Raw genomic sequence first — 17,017 nt, forward strand, 5'->3', positions numbered from 1 at the left:
TCGCGGGCTTGACTTCAGCCCTTGCTCCGCTTGCGCCGCAGCCCGTACCAAGCGGCTCCGGCGGCGGCGACCGCGCCGAGGCTGATGGCCGTGACCGCGACCGCCTTGCCCGACGGGGTGGGGATGCGGGTGCGCAGGCTCACCGGGTCCGAGAACTGCAGCACCGGCCAGCTCTTCTGCGCGGCGGTCCGGCGCAGGCCGCGGTCCGGGTTCACGACCGTCGGGTGGCCGACGACCTCGAGCATCGGCAGGTCCGTGACCGAGTCCGAGTAGGCGTAGCTCTGGGCGAGGTCGTAACCGTGCTCGGCGGCGAGCTGCTTGATGGCGACGGCCTTGTTGTCGGCCGCGCAGTAGAAGTCGACATCGCCGGTGTAGCGGCCGTCCTGAACCACCATCTTGGTTCCGACGCTGTAGTCCGCACCGATCATTTGGGCAATCGGGGCGACCAGTTCTTCCCCGGACGCACTCACGATGACGACGTCGTGACCCTCCGCCTTGTGATCGGCGATCAACTGTGTCGCTTCTTTGTAGACAAGTGGATCGACGATGTCGTGCAGCGTCTCGCTGACGATGCTGCGGATCTGTTCGACGTCCCAGCCGGCGGCGAGCGCCGTGATGTGCGCGCGCATGCGGTCCATCTGGTCCGCGTCCGCACCGGCGAGCATGAACACGAACTGCGCATAAGCGCTCTTCAGCACAGCGCGGCGGTTGATCAGTCCCTCCTGGAAGAAGGGACGGCTGAACGCCAGCGTGCTCGACTTCGCGATCACGGTCTTGTCGAGGTCGAAGAAGGCGGCGATCCGACTCATGTAGCTCAGCTTAGGTGTACTCGTCAGTAGGCCGTTCGGGCGGCATTTCGTTCGTGTACGAAACCGTTGTGCGACACGGTTACCGAAACTTGGCACGCAGCTGTTGCCGAAGTTGCGCGCAGCACTGGCGCATGGGGATACAGTAGGAGAGTCCGGTTCGACGGACGGGTTCAGTCCGACCCCCCGGGACTGAACCATTGACGACCCCCGTCCCTCCCCCCTGGCGGGGGTCGTCCCATATCCAGGCCACGTTTCCAAGTCGTCGTGACTGGACCTCTGCCGCCCTTTGCGCGCGGTTCGGGTGTTTCGCCGCCCAACCCTCCAGGCTCGCACACACCTATGACACTTCTTGTGTCCGAGGCACTTCAAGATCTCGACTTGTCCACACCCGGCGATTTGTCCACATCTCGATCTTCGCCCGTTGTGTCGTTCATCACGACCCAGCAGCGTGGACCCCATGACCCACCCCATCGCCCTGCTCACGGACCCCGACCTCCTCGACGAGGTCCTCCGCATGGCCGCCGCCGCGGACTGCGAACTCTCCCGCGCTCCCGACGTGACTTCCCTGCGCTCGCACTGGCACAGCGCACCGCTGGTCCTCCTCGACCCGGCCGCGGTTTCCGCCTGTCTGGACGCGAACTTCCCGCGCCGCTCCGGAGTCCTGGTGGTCCACGGAGGCGACCCGCCCTGGGCGCCGGCCGTGGCCCTGGGCGCAGACAAGGTCCTGGAACTGCCGGTCGACGGCCGCTCGCTGGTGAGCGCTCTCACCGACGTGGGCGAAGGCCCGCCGTCTGACCGAGGCCGAGTGGTGTCGTTCGTGGGCGGCCGAGGCGGTTCCGGCGCCTCGATCCTGGCCATCGCCTGCGGCCGCGAGGCGGTAGCCGTCGGCGGCGAGGCGATGCTCGTCGACTGCGACCCGCTGGGCGGCGGCATAGACCTGGCCCTGGGCACCGAGTCCGACGAAGGCGCCCGCTGGCCGGGTGTGCACTGCAGCGGCGGCCGTGTCCCGATGTCGGCCCTCCGCGCAGCCCTGCCCGTCTCAGGCAGCCTCAGCGTCCTGGCCTGCGACCGCTCGGGCCCGGACCCCGAACCCGCGGCCGTGGCCGCAGTCCTGGAAGCGGGCCGCCGCTCAGGCTGCACCGTCGTCTGCGACCTCCCACGCCACCCGACCGCCGCAGCCTCAGCCGCCCTGGACCGCACAGACCTGACAATCCTGGTGGTGCCGGCCGAAGTCCGAGCCACCGCGGCCGCAAGCCGAGTCGCCACCCGCCTGCTCACCCAGGCCCGCAACATCCGCCTTGTTGTCCGCGGCCCCTCACCCGGCAACCTGCAAGCAACCGAGATGGCCGACGTGATCGGCGTCCCCCTGCTGACCCAGATGCGCCCAGAGCCGGGCCTGGCCGAGTCGCTGGAACGCGGCCGCTTCCCGCGCAACGCCAAGGGCCCGCTGTCCGCAGCGGCCCGCCTGGTGCTGAAGGAGCTGCGCCCATGACCTGTCTCGACTGCCTGCGTCGAACGGCGATTCTCGGTGTGCTCAAAGGCCTCCAGACCAAGCCCCCAACGCTTACGCAACGAGCCGCAGCCGACGCGGTCGTCCGCACCGGTCCCGGTTGCCGCTGCCAGCCCGATGTCACCCCGCCGCCATACCCAGCCGCCCGCAGTCAGCCGCCCGCAGCCGCCAGCACGCCAGAGATCGTCCGGCTAACCCGTGGCGAGCGCCGCCACCCCGAAATCCCCTACGCGCGGACGGAGCCGCAGCCATGAGCCGCCTCCGCCTCCGTGTCGGCATCTGGCTGCGGATGGCGCGCAATCTGTTCGTCTACGGCCGCCCCTTCCCACCTCCCTTCGTGTTCAAGGAGGAGCCGCCGAAATGAGCCGCTTCCTGGCCTGGTGCCACGAAACCTGGCTACGCCTGACCGGCCGCGAGATCACCTACGGCCGCCACGCCCAACGCCCAGAGGCAGCCACATGACCCCCACCGCCATCCCGCCCGCGTCCGCCTTGGAGCCCCTCCAAGCGCTCCACGACAACTTCTGCGACAGGGCGTTCCGCGCCTGTTGCTCGCTACCCCGGCACGACCGCGTTCGTCGTGACGGGACAAGAAGCCGCCCACCACCCAGAGGCCGAGCCATGACCGCCACCGCCGTCGCAGATGTCTTGGAGGCCTTCCAAGAACAGCCGCGAGCGCAGCGACATGTCCCCGCTCGACCGGCTGCCCTCCAACCCCCACACCCTCGTCACCGCACAGGAAGCCACTCAACGCCCGGAGGCCGCGATATGACTGCCACCGCAGTCGCACCCGTGGCCGCCTTGGAGGCCCTCCAAGCACTCCGCCACAAGCTCGGCGGCACGGGCCCGCTCGAACTGCCCGCCAACCCCGCTGACGTCCTCGGCCCCACCGACGCGCCCGGCCCCACCGACGCCCTCATCACCGCACAGGAAGCCCCCCGACATCCGGAGGCCGCCCCATGACCGCCACCGCCGTCGCGGATGTCTTGGCGGCCCTCCAAGACATCCACCACAAGCTCGGCGGCACGGGCCCGCTCGAAGCGCCCGCCAACCCTGGCACCACGGACGCGCCCTGCCCCGTCGACCCGCCCGGCACCGCCGACGCCCTCGGCGCCACGGACGCCCGCCAACCCCGCTGACGTCCTCGGTCCCGCCGACGCGCCTGGTCCCGCCGACGCGCCGGGCCCCACCGACGCCCCCGTCACCGCACAGGAAGCCACCCGACATCCGGAGCCCACCACATGACCACCGCCCTGATCGACCGCGTCCGCCACCGCCTGGCCGGCGCGGACATGGAGATGACCGCGGCCGTCGTAGCCCACGCCGTCCGCTCCGAAGCAGGCGGCGTGCTAGCCGACTCGGACGTCTTGGAAGCCCTCCAAGTCCTCCGCCAGGAGTTCAGCGGCACAGGCCCGCTGGACCCGCTGCTAGCCGACCCCGGAACCACCGACGTCCTGGTCACCGCGCCAGACCAGGTGTGGGTCGACGGCACGGCAGGCTTGCGCCGCACCGACATCTCGTTCCCGGACGAGGAGGCCGTCCGCCGCCTCGCCCAGCGCCTGGCGGTGGCGGCAGGGAGGCGCCTCGACGACGCCTCGCCCTGCGTCGACGGGTGGTTGCCGGGCAGCGGAGTCCGGCTGCACGCGGTGCTGCCGCCCATCGCGGATCGAACGTGCCTGTCGCTGCGCGTGCTCCGCCCAGCGACGCACGATCTCGAAGCGCTTCAGCGGCTTGGCACGTTCGACGCCGAGATCGCCGGCGTTCTCCGCGCGATCGTCCAGAAGCGCAAGGCGTTCCTGGTGATCGGCGGCACCGGGTCGGGCAAGACCTCGCTGTTGTCAGCGTTGCTCGGGTGCGTCCCGCCCAACGAACGCGTCGTGTGCGTGGAGGACGCTGGCGAGTTGCACCCGAACCACCCGCAGTTCGTGAGGCTGGTGGCGCGGCCGCCGAACGTCGAAGGCGCTGGCGAGATCACCGTGCGGTCGTTGGTGCGTGAGGCGTTGCGCATGCGGCCTGATCGGATCGTCGTCGGCGAGGTTCGGGGTGCTGAGGTTCGTGAACTGCTGACCTCGCTCAACACCGGCCACGAAGGTGGTGCCGGAACGCTCCACGCCAACTCGTCGGCCGAGGTCCCGGCAAGGCTCGAAGCGCTCGGTGCGCTGGGCGGGCTCGATCCGCAGGCGCTGCACAGCCAGGTCGCCGCGGCCGTGCAACTCGTGCTGCACATGCGCCGTGCGGACAACGGCGCGAGACACCTCAACGAGATCGGAGCGTTCACGCGCACCGGAAGCGAGCTCGTGGTCCGTCCAGTCTGGACAAAAGCGAGCGGCTGGCACGAGAAGGAACTGCTGTGCTGACCCTTCTGCTCCTGGCGGCGGCACTGCTGGTGTGGCCCCAGCTCAAACCGGTTCGTCGGCTCAGGCCGAAGGGCAAGCGGGAAATCGTTGTGCCGCAATGGCTGTGGCTGGCAGGAGCAGTCACGGGCACCTACCTCGCGGCAGGCGTCGGCGGACTCGTGGCAGGAGCGGCCCTCGCCGCGGTGACCTACCGGATCATCAAGCAGGGCAAGCGAAACCGCGCACTGAGAGCCGCCACCGAAGCGCTCAGCAACGGCCTGGGCGGCGTGGTCGACGAGCTGCGAGCGGGCGCCCACCCCGCCGCGGCGGCCGAAGGCGCTGCCGAGGACACCCCGGCGCCGGCCTGCGAGGTGTTGAAGGCGGCCGCGGCCACTGCGCGGCTGGGCGGCGACGTCGAGCGAACGCTGCGCGATCTGCGTCAGCCACTCCTCAGGACTGCCGTGGACCAGTTGGCCAGGGCGTGGCACGTGTCGGCCGAACACGGCGTGGCACTGGCGGATGTCCTGGACGCGACAAGACGCGATCTGGACCAGCGGGCCGCGTTCGCACGACAGGTGCACGCCCGCATGGCAGGTCCGAGGGCAAGCGCGGCAGTGCTGGCGGGGCTGCCGGTGTTCGGAGTGCTGCTCGGCGAACTCAGCGGAGCCAGGCCGCTCCACACACTCGTCGGCACCGTCCCAGGACAGTTCTTGCTGGTTCTGGGCGCGTTGTTCCTCGCCGCGGGCCTGTGGTGGACGAAGCGGATCACCGAGGTGGATCCGTGACTTTTCTGCTGATAGCGCTGGCGATTCTCGTCATGCCGGCACCGATGAGAGCGATCGACCGGCTGAGACCGAAGACGCACGACCCGCCGCGGGACAACGCCAAGCCGGACGGTCCGTTCGAACACGCGGCGGAGCTCGATCTCATGGCCGCCTGTCTCAAAGCCGGGTTGCCGGTGCCGACCGCGATCCGGGCGGCGGGCATCGGAGAACTGGGCCAGGTCGCCGAGCTCCTCGCGCTCGGTGCGGACCCGGACACCGCGTGGGCGAACGCCCTCGCGAGTCCCACGACCGCCGCGCTCGCCAGAGCGGCGAGAAGGACCGCGCGATCAGGAGCGGCGCTCGCCAGGCAGGCCGCCGAGCTGGCCGAGCGGACCAGGGCCGAGGCCGGTGACCAGGCCGAGGCGAAAGCGCAACGAGCTGCAGTGGCGGTGGCGGCACCGCTGGCGCTGTGTTTCCTACCGGCCTTCCTGTGCCTTGGCGTCGTGCCGGTGGTGCTGGGGATGGCCGGCCAATTCCTCAACTGAGAAGGACGACGAGATGGAACTGCTGAACGACGAACTGCTGAACGACGACAGCGGCATGAGCACGGTGGAGTACGCGATCGGGACGCTGGCGGTGGCCGCGCTCGCCGGGGTGCTGTACGCGATCTTCACCAGCGACTTCATGGAGAACATGTTGCAAGGGCTGATACAGCGTGCGCTGTCGTCGGTCTGATGACCTGGGGATGGTCACCGTGGAGGCGGCCATCGCGGTGTGCGCGCTGCTGGTGGTCATGGGCCTCGCCGCCGCCGGGCTGACGGCGCTCGTCGAACAGATGCGGTGCACCGACGCGGCGAGGGAGGCGGCTCGGCTCACGGCGCGCGGTGAGCGGCAGCGGGGTGAGGACGCGATCAACCAGATCGCGCCCGGAGCGAATGTCGCGTTCCGGGCAGAAGGGGACGCCATAAGAGTCGTGGTCACTAAACGCGGACCGCTCGGCGTGCCGCTCAGCGCGGAGGCGTTCGCCGTCATGGAGCCGCGATGAACGGTGAAGCGGCTGGTGATGAGTGCGGGTCGGCTGCGGTGAGCGGCGTGGTGGCGATGTTGCTGCTGATCATCGTGATGGTCGTCGGCGCGCAGTTCGGGGCGGTCGTCGTCGTGCGGCATCGGGTGACCGGTGCGGCTGATCTGGCCGCGCTCGCCGGTGCCACGAGCCTGCCTGATGGCGACGAAACTGCTTGTGAGCAGGCGAAACGAGTGGTGGAGAGCAACAGGGCGCGGCTCGAGAGCTGCTCGGTGAGCGGTTGGGAGGTGGTTGTGGAGGCGTCGGCGATTACGCCGTTCGGCCCGGTGAACGCACGCTCGAGGGCAGGTCCGGCCGAAGATCGAAGCGTTTGGAGCGCGATGAGCGGTCGTTCGCCCGCGGTGAGCGGACTCACACCGGCGCCGGGACATGCTGAACGGTGATCGAACTAAACGCGCGGAGTTCAGTGGCTCGTTCTCGCAAGGGGCGTTCGCCGTCTCATAGCTACCAGTTGTCGCGGCGGGGGTTACCAAGCCCAGGGCCGGTGTCGTTAGTTGTAGTAGCGGCACCGACGCGGTGTCCTACGAACACCGACACCACGTTCGATGTCGAGTCAGAGCCTAGGAAGAAGGCGACGGAAGATGGATTGGTCGGACAGCTGGCGCGGGGCCTTCCGCATTGAACTGCGTGCCGAGGCCGTCAGCCTCGCGTACCGCGGTTGGCCCGTACTGCCCGGCACCTACCCGGCCGGTTCTGAGCAGGGCGTGACCCAGTGGGCGGGCCGCAGCGGGCTCGAGCTCCACGGCCCCATCCCCGTGCACCGCGACTGGGTGGACCGCATCGGTACGCGGCCCGACCAGGTCGCCACGTGGTGGACCGGTCGCTCCTACAGCCTTCTCGTCGCCACCGGCCACGTGGTGGACGCGATCGAGGTCGGCACCGACCTCGGCCGTCGCGCGGCCGTCGCACTGCGCTCGATCGGCGTTCCCGTGCCGATCGCGGCGACCCCGTCCGGGCGGTGGATGTTCCTCGTGAAGTCCGGCTCGAAGCTCAACACCGAGCTGGGCAACAACGCGGACGTGCACCTCTACGGCAAGGGCGAGTACATCCCGCTGCCGCCCACCCCGATGGCGCACGGCGTCGTGCACTGGAGGGTCAAGCCGTCCATCTGCGGCTGGAACCTCCCGGACGCGCACGTCGTGCAGGACGCACTGGTCGAGGCGCTGCACGCCCCGGCCGGCTTCCAGCTCGAAACCGTCTGACACAACTAAAAGTAGAGCCCGGCCGTGCTGGGTGTCGTCGTGGACTCTCCCCGACAACCCCGAAGGCGATGCCCTGCACGGCCGTTCCACCCCAGCCCGATCCGACGATCGGTCTCCCTACCCCGCACTTGGGGGACCACGGAAGAACGGGCGAAAAGCCGAACACGCACCCCGAAGGACAGCCTCCCGCACTAGTGACCGGACCGAGGAACGTTAGTGGCAGGGCACCCCGCTCTGCCGCGGTCGGTGAAGCCGGCTCCTCCCCGGAGTTCGTCCCAAGACAGTCGACACCGTCGCCTCCCGCGTGTCCTGTCGAGACGAACAACCAGATTCCACCGATGTTCCAAGGGATCCGGTCGCGAAGCGGTAGCAGGCGGGAAAACAGTGTTCGGCACGTGGAGAGGGCGCGCCGCAGGTACCCGTGAGCCTGCGGCGCGCCCCCACGAAAACTAAAGAAGCTCGCAGTAGGCCGCGAAAGCCCTGGTCTGCTCCATGCTTCCCGGACGCGGGGGAGCGGCGTCCCAGCCGAGGTCCCGGTCCCCGATGACCTGCTCGATCAGCGGGTGCCACCGCTGATCGAGCATTTTCAACCCCCACTCCAGAGCTCCGCGCTTGGAAGTCACCTCAGCGGTGTGCAGCGTGTAGAGCGTCCGGCAGTACTGCGCGACTATGTAGCGCTGAGTCCACGCGACATCCATCGGTGCCCACGACTTGATGCCCTCCCAAAGGATTGGCAAGTCCGCTCGCATCGTTGAGCGCAGAACAGATGGCGGCACCTCGTCGACCAGCGAGGTGATCGGCGGACCGTCCAGCACGATGCCGTGGTTGCGCAGGATCCAGCGAGCGTGCGGCGAGTTGCAGTGGGTGTCCCAGATCAACGTGCGGTGGCCGTGGTCGTTGAACAGCCACGGAACCCCAAGACCTGCCACCGAGCGCAACGACTCGATGTCGGCATAAGAGCCTTCGATCTCGGTCGACCAGTGGCCCGGCCGCAAGGGAATCTCGTCGTGCAACGCCCGAAGCCCGGCCTCGACAGAGCCGGACGGCAGTTCGGTGCAGGCGACGATGAAGTCGCAGTCGCTGTGGATGTCACCGGCGCCGAGGGCGAACGAGCCCTGGACGTACGTGCCCACATAGGTGGGGCCGAGGATCTCGCGGACCGATGAGACGAGGTCGGCGAGCAGTGCGTTCAGATCAGCAAAAGGTGTGAACAAGGCAGTCTCCGATGAACCCGTGGCCAAGAAGGGAAACGGGCGCGGCGGAGCGTCGGACTCAGCCGCGCCTAGGCGCGACGGGTCCGGTCAGTTGCGTTGCAGCTGCATGCGGTCACGCAGCCACCGTAGCCGGGCGAAGCCGGACGAGTCAGGCGATTTTGCCCAGCACGACGTCCAGCACGAGCACGGCACCGGCCTTGTCCAGCGGCTCGTTGCCGTTGCCGCACTTGGGCGACTGCACGCACGACGGGCACCCCATCGGGCACGAGCACGAGCTGATCGCCGACCGCGTTGCCGAGAGCCACGGCCGCAGCGCCTCGAAGCCCCTGTCCGCGAAGCCCGCGCCGCCGGGGTGGCCGTCGTGCACGAACACCGTCGGCATCCCCGTGTCCGGGTGCGCGGCCGTCGACACGCCGCCGATGTCCCACCGGTCGCACGTCGCGAACAACGGCAGCAGACCGATCGCCGCGTGCTCGGCCGCGTGCAGCGCGCCGGGGATCCGCTTGCCCTCGACACCGGCGGCGACCAGCAGCGACTCGTCGACGGTGTACCAGACGGCACGGGTCTGCAAGGTCTGCTCGGGCAGGTCCAACGGGATCTGGTCGAGCACCACGCCGGACGGCAGCCGGCGCAGGTAGCCGACGACCTGCGTCGTCACCTCCACCTCGCCCAGACACACCGACACGCCACCGAATTCGGTGTGTTCGACCTCGCGCACCACCGTGATGTCCACGCAGTCGCGCGGCTGAGTCGTCCACTCCGGGTCCTCGCGGTGCACCATCGCGAGACCGCTCTCCAGGTCGAGCTCGTCGACCACGTACGACCGCCCCTGATGCAGGTAGACGGCACCGGGATGCACCTGCCAGCAGGCCGATCCGGGGTCGACCGTGCCGAGCATCCGGCCCGAGTCCGACTCCACGACCGCCACCTGGTCGCCGCCGGAGCCGCGGATGTCCACCCCGGCGTGTGGCCTGTCGTGCGAGGCCCAGTACCAGCCCGCCGGCCTGCGACGCAGCAGCTTCTCCGCCACCAGATCGGCCAGCACGGCCTCGGCCAGCGGCCCGCCGAAGTCGTCCAGACAGGCGTGCGTCAACGGCATCTCGGACGCGGCGCACGCCAGCTGCGGCCCCAGCACGTAGGGGTTCAGCGGATCCAGCACGGTCGCCTCGACCGGCCGGTCCAGCACCGCGGCCGGGTTGTGCACCAGGTACGTGTCCAACGGGTCGTCGCGCGCCACGAACACCACGAGAGCACTGTCACCGGATCGGCCGGCGCGGCCCGCCTGCTGCCAGAACGACGCCAGCGTTCCCGGGAAACCGGCCACCACCACGGCGTCCAGCCCGGCGATGTCGACGCCCAGCTCCAGCGCGTTCGTCGTGGCCACGCCCAGCAGATCGCCCGTGGACAGCGACTTCTCCAGCGCCCGCCGCTCCTCCGGCAGGAACCCGCCCCGGTAGGCGGCCACCCGCGGAGGCAGCTCACTGTCCACTTCGGACAGAATGCGCTGGGTGCCGAGAGCCGTCAGCTCGGCGCCGCGCCGTGACCGCACGAAGGCGAGCGATCGTGCGCCCTCGACGACGAGATCGGCCAGGATCCGCGACGTCTCCGCGCCGGCCGACCGCCGGATCGGAGCACCGTTCTCACCCTCCAGAGAGGTCAGCGGCGGCTCCCACAGTGCGACCGTGCGCGAGGCACGCGGCGAGAAGTCGTCCACGACAGCGGAAACAGGTACGCCGAGCAGTCTTTCCGCCGACGAAGCCGGATCAGCCACAGTGGCCGATGCCAGAACGAAGATCGGATCCGCACCGTATTTCCGCGCGACCCGCCGCAGTCTTCGCATCAACAACGCCACGTGCGACCCGAAAACGCCGCGGTAGGAATGGCACTCGTCGATCACGACGTACTTCAGTCGGCGGAAGAACCGCAGCCATTTCGGGTGCTGCGGCAGGATTCCGCGGTGCAGCATGTCCGGGTTGGTGAACACCCAGTTCGCGTGCGCCTTGACCCAGTCGCGTTCGGCCATCGGGGTGTCACCGTCGTACGCCGCCGCGCGCACTCCCTTGATGCCGAGCTCGTCGAGCGACCGGAGCTGGTCCGCCCCAAGGGCTTTGGTCGGTGACAGGTACAGAGCGGTGGCTTTCGTGTCCGCCAAAAGAGTGGAAAGCACGGGCAGTTGGTAAGCGAGTGACTTGCCCGACGCCGTGCCCGTCGCGAGCACGACATGTGATCCGCACCACGCAAGGGATGCCGCTTCGACCTGGTGGCGCCACGGCTCCCGCACGCCGATCTCGGTGAAGGCCTCGACCACCGGCGCGGCGGCCCACGAGGGCCATTCGACGTGATCAGCCTGCCGCAACGGCAGATCGCGTGCGTGCGTTAGAGGCGACTCGCCGGCGGGCACCCCCGCCAGCACGCGGTCCAGCAACCGCCGTCCCTGATCCACCACGAAGCGAGCTTCGCACATGGCACCGACACTTCCGGCTGGGCCGCGGTCGACTTCCTGCGCGGATAACGGTGTGTGCACGGATCGGGACACTTCGTTGCCTCGTTGCAAGCAACCCCTAGACTCCCCGCTCATCGCATCCAATGAGGGATGCGTCACGTCGCGCTGGGCGGCTGGACTGCCTTGGCGCTGCACATGGCAACTCACCAGGAGGACGGATGTCCCGGCAATTCCTCGCGGAGAGCCTCGAGCTCTCCGGAGGTGATCGCGGCGTCGTAGCCGTGGTCGCCGTGGTCGCCCTGGCTGCTCTCGCCGTCGGGTACGTACTGCTCAGGGAAGTTCTGGCCGCCGGCCAGGGCACCGTGAAGATGCAGGACATCGCCAAGGCGGTTCAGGAGGGCGCAGCGGCCTACCTCAACCGGCAGTTCCGCACGCTCGGCATTTTTGTCGTGATCGTGTTCGTACTGCTGTTCGCGCTACCGGCGGATGATCTGGCCGAACGAATCGGCAGGTCGTTGTTCTTCATCGTCGGTGCCGCGTTCTCGGCGACCATCGGCTACCTGGGCATGTGGTTGTCCACGCGCGCCAACGTGCGTGTCGCCGCCGCCGCGAACGAAGGTGAAGGCGGTCGCGAGAAGGCGATGCGCATCGCCTTCCGCACCGGTGGCGTGGTCGGTATGACCACGGTCGGCCTCGGCCTCTTCGGCGCGGCGCTGGTCGTGCTCGTGTACGCAGGTCAGGCCCCGAAGGTCCTGGAGGGCTTCGGTTTCGGTGCCGCGCTGCTCGCGATGTTCATGCGTGTCGGTGGCGGCATCTTCACCAAGGCCGCCGACGTCGGTGCCGACCTGGTCGGCAAGGTCGAGCAGGGCATCCCGGAGGACGACCCCCGCAACGCCGCCACCATCGCGGACAACGTGGGTGACAACGTCGGTGACTGCGCCGGCATGGCCGCGGACCTCTTCGAGTCCTACGCCGTCACGCTGGTCGCGTCGCTGATCCTCGGCACCGCCGCGTTCGGTGCGCAGGGCCTGCTGTTCCCGCTGATCGTCCCGGCGATCGGCGTGCTCACGGCGGTCATCGGTGTGTACACGACGAGTGCGAAGACGGGCGAGAGCGGCCTCACGGCCATCAACCGCTCCTTCTACATCTCCGCGGTCATCTCCGCCGTCCTGTGCACGATCGCGGCGTTCGTGTTCCTGCCGAGCTCCTTCGCGGACCTCAACGGCATCAGCGACGCGGTCAAGGCCACGAGCGGCAACCCGGCGCTGATCGCGTCCGTCGCGGTGATCATCGGCATCGTGCTGGCCGGCGTCATCCTCTGGCTGACCGGCTACTACACCGGCACCGACCACAAGCCGGTCAAGGAGGTCGGCCAGACCTCGCTGACCGGTGCCGCCACGGTGATCCTGTCCGGTATCTCGGTCGGTTTCGAGTCGGCCGTGTACACCGCGCTCGTCATCGGTGCCGCCGTGTACGGCGCGTTCCTGCTCTCCGGTTCGGTCGTCGTCGCGCTGTTCGCGATCGCGCTGGCCGGTTGTGGTCTGCTCACGACTGTCGGCGTCATCGTCGCGATGGACACCTTCGGCCCGGTCTCGGACAACGCGCAGGGCATCGCGGAGATGTCCGGTGACGTGCACGGCGAGGGCGCGCAGATCCTCACCGAGCTCGACGCGGTGGGCAACACCACCAAGGCCATCACCAAGGGCATCGCGATCGCGACCGCCGTGCTCGCCGCAACGGCGCTGTTCGGCTCCTACCGCGACGCGATCGAGCAGGCCATCGTCAAGGTCGGCAACGTCGCGGGCGACCTGCCCGTGTCGTTCACCAACCTGGTGTTCAGCCCGAACATCCTCGTCGGCATCACCATCGGTGCGGCCGTCGTGTTCATGTTCTCGGGCCTCGCGGTCAACGCCGTGACGCGTGCCGCCGGTGCCATCGTGTTCGAGGTGCGCCGTCAGTTCCGCGAGAACCCCGGCATCATGGACTACTCGGTGAAGCCGGAGTACGGCAAGGTCGTCGACATCTGCACCAAGGACTCGCTGCGCGAGCTCGCGACTCCGGGTCTGATGGCCGTGCTCGCCCCGATCGCCGTCGGCTTCGGCCTCGGCGTCGGCCCGCTGGCGGGTTACCTCGCCGGTGCGATCGCGACCGGCACGCTCATGGCGGTCTTCCTGGCCAACTCCGGTGGTGCCTGGGACAACGCCAAGAAGCTGGTCGAGGACGGCAACCACGGCGGCAAGGGCTCCGACGCCCACGCCGCGACGGTCATCGGCGACACGGTCGGCGACCCGTTCAAGGACACCGCCGGTCCGGCCATCAACCCGCTGATCAAGGTCATGAACCTGGTCTCGGTGCTGATCGCTCCGGCCATCGTCACCTTCTCCATCGGTGACAGCGCGTCCGACGCGATCCGCATCACGATCGCCGTGGTCGCGGCACTGATCATCGTCGGTGCGGTGGTCGTGTCGAAGCGTCGCGGTACCGCGATCGCGGACGCTCCCGCGGAGACCGTGAGCAACGGCGCCGCGTAGTTCCACACCCGGTCGGGGTACGTTCGGGTCTTCCCCCGACATACCCCGACCGAGGAGTTACGACATGAGGCTCCGCCTCGTCGCCGCTGCCGCTGTCGCCGCCTGTGCGCTGGCCGGGTGCACCAGTGGCGGCGGCACCGGCACTTCAACCACACCTTCCAGCGGCGCGGCCAGCCCCCAGGCCGTCGCCTACATGGACAAGGTGTGCGGCGCCGCTTCCGAGTTCGCCAAGATCGACAAGACGGCCCCCAAGCTCGACGCGGGCGACCCCGCCAAGCTCAAGGCCGAGATGGCCGCGTACATGGGTCAGCTCGCCGACGCCTTCACCAAGTCCGCGGAAGGCCTCAAGAACGTCGGCCCGTCACCCGTCGCGGGTGGTGAGGAGGCCGTCAACAAGATGGCCGAGACGTTCACCTCCCTGGGCACGGTCTTCGCCGACGCCAAGGCCAAGGTCGAGCAGGCCGACGCGAACGACGCCACCGGAGGCCTCCAGGCCGCCGGAGAGGCCATCGCCAAGCTCTCGGAGCTCGCCGACCCGCTGCGGGACCTCAAGGGCGTTCCCGAGCTGCAGAAGGCCACGCAGAGCGCGCAGAAGTGCCAGGACATGCAGCGCCTCAACATCACGCCAACGAGCTGAGTGAGGCCGTTCGGAGTAACTTCCGCCCCATGCGCCACACAGTCATCGCGCTCCTGACGAGCCTGCTCGCGCTCACCGCGTGCAGCAGCGGAGGCACGTCCACGTCCACGTCCTCGTTCACCTCCTCGGCGACGGCCGCCTCGAACGAGGCCGACGTCGTGGCGTGGATGGACAAGGTCTGCGGCGCCGTCGGCGGCACCGTCAAGGCCATGTCGGACGAGCCGAACATCGACATGAGCGACCCGTCGAAGCTCAAGACGGGTCTCTCGGACTGGCTCGCCACCAAGATCGCTGCGGTCGACAAGTCGATCGCGGACCTCGAAGGGCTGGAGAACGGTCCGCACCCGAAGTCGAAAGAGCTGGTCACGTCCACCGAGGAGGGCATGGGCCAGATCAAGACCCTGCTCGCCGACACCAAGTCGAAGCTGGACTCCTCCACCGACGCCACGCAGGTCGTCGCCGCGTTCACCGAGATGATCGGCAAGGCGGCGACACTCGAGAAGACGGGTGCCGACGTGCAGAAGAAGTTCGACGAGACGGGTCTCGGCACGGCCGCCAACAAGGCCGCGAACTGCAAGGAGCTGAACATCTCGGCTTCGTCCGCGCCGACTTCCTGACGGCCGGAAACCCCACCGGACCAGGTCGCCCGAACGTGTACCGTTCGGCGGTCTGGTTCGGTGTTTCTGGGGGGACATGCCGTGAACGCACGTTTGTCGATCGTCGCTGTCTGCGCTGGAGTCGTCATCACGACCGCCTGTGCCGGGAACCCTGTCGTGGATCAGCAGGCAACCCCGCTCAGCCCGCCGACGACCACGACCACGTCCGAGGTGCCCGGCTCCGACCCGGTGGCGTGGTTCGAGGCCTACTGCGGTCCCATGGGCGTCACCGAGGTCGCGCGGCATGAGATCCAGGGCAAGGCCGCTGAGGGTGGCGAGGCGGTGAAGGCGGCCGTGGTGAGCTGGGCGTCGACGGCTGCCGCGTCGGACCGCAAGATGGCCGATGATCTGGAGAAGCTCGGCCCGATGAACTCCGACGTGAGCAATCCGCACGAACGACTGATCAAGGCGCTGCGCCGGGAGACCAAACGCTTCGACGAGGCGTCCACGCGGCTGCGGGCGCTGGCGGCCGATGACAAGTTCCCCGAGCGGTACCAGCAGGTCATGGCGACCAGCGGCGCCGACGAGGACGTGCAGGCGATGTTCAAGCAGATCGTGGCGATCCCGAAGTACAACGGCGTGTTCCGCGCGAACAAGGTGTGCGCGGACTGGCAGGGACTGGCGCGGGGAAAATAGCCGCATGAGGACGCGTCTGCTTGCTGCTGTGCTGGCCACCGCGGTCCTGACCAGCGCCTGCGGTTCCGGCGGCGACAAGCCGCTCACCGACGCGCAGGGCTGGGTCGACACCTTCTGCGGCGGCCTGCTGCCCGGCGTGAAGGCAGGCGCGGAGTTGCGGGCGCAGGACCCCGCCGACCCGGCCGCGGTGAAGGCGGCCTACCTCAAGCTCGTCACGGCCAACGCCACGGCGCTCGCCGGCGCCGAGAAGAAGCTGAAGGAGCTGGGACCGCCGTCGGACGAGCTGAAGGACGTGCACGAACGCTCGGTCGACTACCTCGGCGAGTCAGCGAGGTCGTACCTCGCGGCACAGGCACCCGTCACGGCGCTGCAGCCGGACGCGCAGTTCTGGGACAGCGCGGAGAAGGTGCTGGCGGACACGTCGCAGGTGAAGAGCCCCGAGCAGCTGCGGGCGACGTTCGACGCGCTGGAGAAGTCGCCGAAGTACGCGGATGCCGTAGGCAAGTCCGCGCCGTGTTCCGAACTGAAAGCAGCGGGCCAGTAACACCTGTCCCACTGGCCACAGTCGAACGCCTGTTCTACTCTGTGGGCCGTGGTTGGGCAGTTGTCCTTCTTCTCGGCCGAGGCGCGCACGCCGGCCAAGGCGGACCTCGCCGGGTTCCTCTGCGGGCCGGGTCAGGCCGTCAGCTTCGCGCGCGGCACGGCGGCCCGCGTGTACGTCGAGCTGCGCGACGAGTGGCGTTTGCGACCCCTCAAGCAGGCCTGCACCGAGCGCGGTGTGACGACGGAGCTGTGCGTCAACGAGGAGGGCACGCACTTCGTCCGCACGCCGTTCCGCACCGATCTCACCCCTCTGGCCGCCCGCTGGCTGGACGTATCTGTGAACGGATCTGTCAAGAAGGTGCCGCCGGACTTCGAGCTGAACGGAGCAGTGCTGCGGGTCTGGGCGCTGGCCGCGGGCAGCTGGATGGAGTCCGCGTACGTGCTCGGTTTGGACCCCAACGCACCGCAGACACACCTGCCGTTGCAAAATGCCCTGCTCGCAGCCGGACTTCCGTGCACCCTGGTAGGGGCTCCAGCGTTGCGGGTAACCGGCCGGCGAAGGCTTGCGCGGCTCGCTGAGCTGGTCGGAAGCCCTCCGCACGGGGTGGCGTGCAGCACCTGGCCGGCGGCCTGAGCGGGCGGTCGGGCAAGGT

At 68.9% G+C, this 17,017-nt stretch carries 19 protein-coding genes; 16 read left to right on the forward strand and 3 right to left on the reverse strand.

Going from position 1 to position 17,017, the window contains the following annotated elements; all coding sequences use genetic code 11:
• Positions 1-14: 14 nt before the first annotated feature.
• The gene (locus tag ABZ345_RS29845) at positions 15-809 is read right to left on the reverse strand and encodes an HAD-IB family hydrolase (RefSeq protein WP_359855771.1); all 795 of its coding nucleotides are present in this window, start codon (positions 807-809) and stop codon (positions 15-17) included.
• A 457-nt stretch (positions 810-1,266) separates the two neighbouring features.
• Here ABZ345_RS29845 and ssd point away from each other — a divergent pair, with 457 nt between their 5' ends.
• The 10 genes from ssd (at position 1,267) to ABZ345_RS29895 (ending at position 7,704) form a co-directional block, all read left to right on the forward strand.
• Positions 1,267-2,301: a septum site-determining protein Ssd gene (gene ssd, locus ABZ345_RS29850; RefSeq protein WP_359855774.1), complete on the forward strand. Its 1,035-nt coding sequence runs from the start codon at positions 1,267-1,269 to the stop codon at positions 2,299-2,301.
• 785 nt (positions 2,302-3,086) lie between these two features.
• Positions 3,087-3,281 (forward strand): hypothetical protein, encoded by a 195-nt coding sequence (locus tag ABZ345_RS29855; RefSeq protein WP_359855777.1) that lies wholly within the window; start codon positions 3,087-3,089, stop codon positions 3,279-3,281.
• 23 nt (positions 3,282-3,304) lie between these two features.
• Positions 3,305-3,457 (forward strand): hypothetical protein, encoded by a 153-nt coding sequence (locus ABZ345_RS29860; RefSeq protein ID WP_359855780.1) that lies wholly within the window; start codon positions 3,305-3,307, stop codon positions 3,455-3,457.
• Between the two features lie 102 nt (positions 3,458-3,559).
• Complete coding sequence (locus ABZ345_RS29865; protein WP_359855783.1) at positions 3,560-4,675, forward strand: TadA family conjugal transfer-associated ATPase; 1,116 nt, start codon at positions 3,560-3,562, stop codon at positions 4,673-4,675.
• Complete coding sequence (locus ABZ345_RS29870) at positions 4,669-5,439, forward strand: type II secretion system F family protein (RefSeq protein WP_359855786.1); 771 nt, start codon at positions 4,669-4,671, stop codon at positions 5,437-5,439. The genes ABZ345_RS29865 and ABZ345_RS29870 overlap by 7 nt, the downstream gene beginning before the upstream one ends.
• Positions 5,436-5,963 (forward strand): type II secretion system F family protein, encoded by a 528-nt coding sequence (locus ABZ345_RS29875; RefSeq protein ID WP_359855788.1) that lies wholly within the window; start codon positions 5,436-5,438, stop codon positions 5,961-5,963. Before ABZ345_RS29870 ends, ABZ345_RS29875 begins: the two co-directional genes overlap by 4 nt.
• 13 nt (positions 5,964-5,976) lie before the next feature.
• A complete protein-coding gene (locus tag ABZ345_RS29880; RefSeq protein WP_359855791.1) occupies positions 5,977-6,153 on the forward strand; it encodes a DUF4244 domain-containing protein in 177 nt (58 codons plus the stop codon).
• A gap of 10 nt (positions 6,154-6,163) precedes the next feature.
• Positions 6,164-6,463, forward strand: coding sequence for a TadE family type IV pilus minor pilin (locus tag ABZ345_RS29885; protein WP_359855793.1), 300 nt, complete (start codon positions 6,164-6,166; stop codon positions 6,461-6,463).
• Positions 6,460-6,885 (forward strand): Rv3654c family TadE-like protein, encoded by a 426-nt coding sequence (locus ABZ345_RS29890; RefSeq protein ID WP_359855796.1) that lies wholly within the window; start codon positions 6,460-6,462, stop codon positions 6,883-6,885. The genes ABZ345_RS29885 and ABZ345_RS29890 overlap by 4 nt, the downstream gene beginning before the upstream one ends.
• 198 nt (positions 6,886-7,083) lie before the next feature.
• Complete coding sequence (locus tag ABZ345_RS29895; protein ID WP_359855798.1) at positions 7,084-7,704, forward strand: bifunctional DNA primase/polymerase; 621 nt, start codon at positions 7,084-7,086, stop codon at positions 7,702-7,704.
• 449 nt (positions 7,705-8,153) lie between these two features.
• Here ABZ345_RS29895 and ABZ345_RS29900 read toward each other — a convergent pair whose 3' ends face one another.
• Positions 8,154-8,918, reverse strand: coding sequence for an aminoglycoside adenylyltransferase domain-containing protein (locus ABZ345_RS29900; protein ID WP_359855800.1), 765 nt, complete (start codon positions 8,916-8,918; stop codon positions 8,154-8,156).
• A gap of 148 nt (positions 8,919-9,066) precedes the next feature.
• A complete protein-coding gene (locus ABZ345_RS29905) occupies positions 9,067-11,382 on the reverse strand; it encodes a DEAD/DEAH box helicase (RefSeq protein WP_359855803.1) in 2,316 nt (771 codons plus the stop codon).
• 197 nt (positions 11,383-11,579) lie between these two features.
• On the opposite strand from ABZ345_RS29905, the gene ABZ345_RS29910 reads away from it, so the two are divergent.
• The 6 genes from ABZ345_RS29910 to ABZ345_RS29935 all read left to right on the forward strand — a co-directional run bounded on the left by ABZ345_RS29910 (position 11,580) and on the right by ABZ345_RS29935 (position 16,998).
• The gene (locus ABZ345_RS29910) at positions 11,580-13,892 is read left to right on the forward strand and encodes a sodium-translocating pyrophosphatase (protein WP_359855806.1); all 2,313 of its coding nucleotides are present in this window, start codon (positions 11,580-11,582) and stop codon (positions 13,890-13,892) included.
• A gap of 64 nt (positions 13,893-13,956) precedes the next feature.
• The gene (locus ABZ345_RS29915) at positions 13,957-14,529 is read left to right on the forward strand and encodes a hypothetical protein (RefSeq protein WP_359855809.1); all 573 of its coding nucleotides are present in this window, start codon (positions 13,957-13,959) and stop codon (positions 14,527-14,529) included.
• 29 nt (positions 14,530-14,558) lie between these two features.
• Positions 14,559-15,146: a hypothetical protein gene (locus ABZ345_RS29920; RefSeq protein WP_359855812.1), complete on the forward strand. Its 588-nt coding sequence runs from the start codon at positions 14,559-14,561 to the stop codon at positions 15,144-15,146.
• Positions 15,147-15,227: 81 nt separating this feature from the next.
• On the forward strand, positions 15,228-15,821 hold the full coding sequence (locus tag ABZ345_RS29925; protein WP_359855815.1) for a hypothetical protein: 594 nt from the start codon (positions 15,228-15,230) through the stop codon (positions 15,819-15,821).
• Between the two features lie 4 nt (positions 15,822-15,825).
• Positions 15,826-16,365, forward strand: coding sequence for a hypothetical protein (locus tag ABZ345_RS29930; protein ID WP_359855818.1), 540 nt, complete (start codon positions 15,826-15,828; stop codon positions 16,363-16,365).
• A gap of 48 nt (positions 16,366-16,413) precedes the next feature.
• Positions 16,414-16,998, forward strand: a complete 585-nt coding sequence (locus ABZ345_RS29935; protein ID WP_359855821.1) for a hypothetical protein — start codon at positions 16,414-16,416, stop codon at positions 16,996-16,998.
• Positions 16,999-17,017 lie beyond the last annotated feature (19 nt).

Source organism: Lentzea sp. NPDC005914 (assembly GCF_040629405.1).
GTDB lineage: Bacteria > Actinomycetota > Actinomycetes > Mycobacteriales > Pseudonocardiaceae > Lentzea.

Coding starts and splice junctions, on each gene's coding strand:
- ABZ345_RS29845 (WP_359855771.1), bottom strand. CDS start 809: ATGAGTCGGATCGCCGCCTTCTTCGACCTCGACAAGACCGTGATCGCG.
- ssd (WP_359855774.1), top strand. CDS start 1,267: ATGACCCACCCCATCGCCCTGCTCACGGACCCCGACCTCCTCGACGAG.
- ABZ345_RS29855 (WP_359855777.1), top strand. CDS start 3,087: ATGACTGCCACCGCAGTCGCACCCGTGGCCGCCTTGGAGGCCCTCCAA.
- ABZ345_RS29865 (WP_359855783.1), top strand. CDS start 3,560: ATGACCACCGCCCTGATCGACCGCGTCCGCCACCGCCTGGCCGGCGCG.
- ABZ345_RS29880 (WP_359855791.1), top strand. CDS start 5,977: ATGGAACTGCTGAACGACGAACTGCTGAACGACGACAGCGGCATGAGC.
- ABZ345_RS29885 (WP_359855793.1), top strand. CDS start 6,164: ATGGTCACCGTGGAGGCGGCCATCGCGGTGTGCGCGCTGCTGGTGGTC.
- ABZ345_RS29890 (WP_359855796.1), top strand. CDS start 6,460: ATGAACGGTGAAGCGGCTGGTGATGAGTGCGGGTCGGCTGCGGTGAGC.
- ABZ345_RS29895 (WP_359855798.1), top strand. CDS start 7,084: ATGGATTGGTCGGACAGCTGGCGCGGGGCCTTCCGCATTGAACTGCGT.
- ABZ345_RS29905 (WP_359855803.1), bottom strand. CDS start 11,382: ATGTGCGAAGCTCGCTTCGTGGTGGATCAGGGACGGCGGTTGCTGGAC.
- ABZ345_RS29910 (WP_359855806.1), top strand. CDS start 11,580: ATGTCCCGGCAATTCCTCGCGGAGAGCCTCGAGCTCTCCGGAGGTGAT.
- ABZ345_RS29915 (WP_359855809.1), top strand. CDS start 13,957: ATGAGGCTCCGCCTCGTCGCCGCTGCCGCTGTCGCCGCCTGTGCGCTG.
- ABZ345_RS29920 (WP_359855812.1), top strand. CDS start 14,559: ATGCGCCACACAGTCATCGCGCTCCTGACGAGCCTGCTCGCGCTCACC.
- ABZ345_RS29930 (WP_359855818.1), top strand. CDS start 15,826: ATGAGGACGCGTCTGCTTGCTGCTGTGCTGGCCACCGCGGTCCTGACC.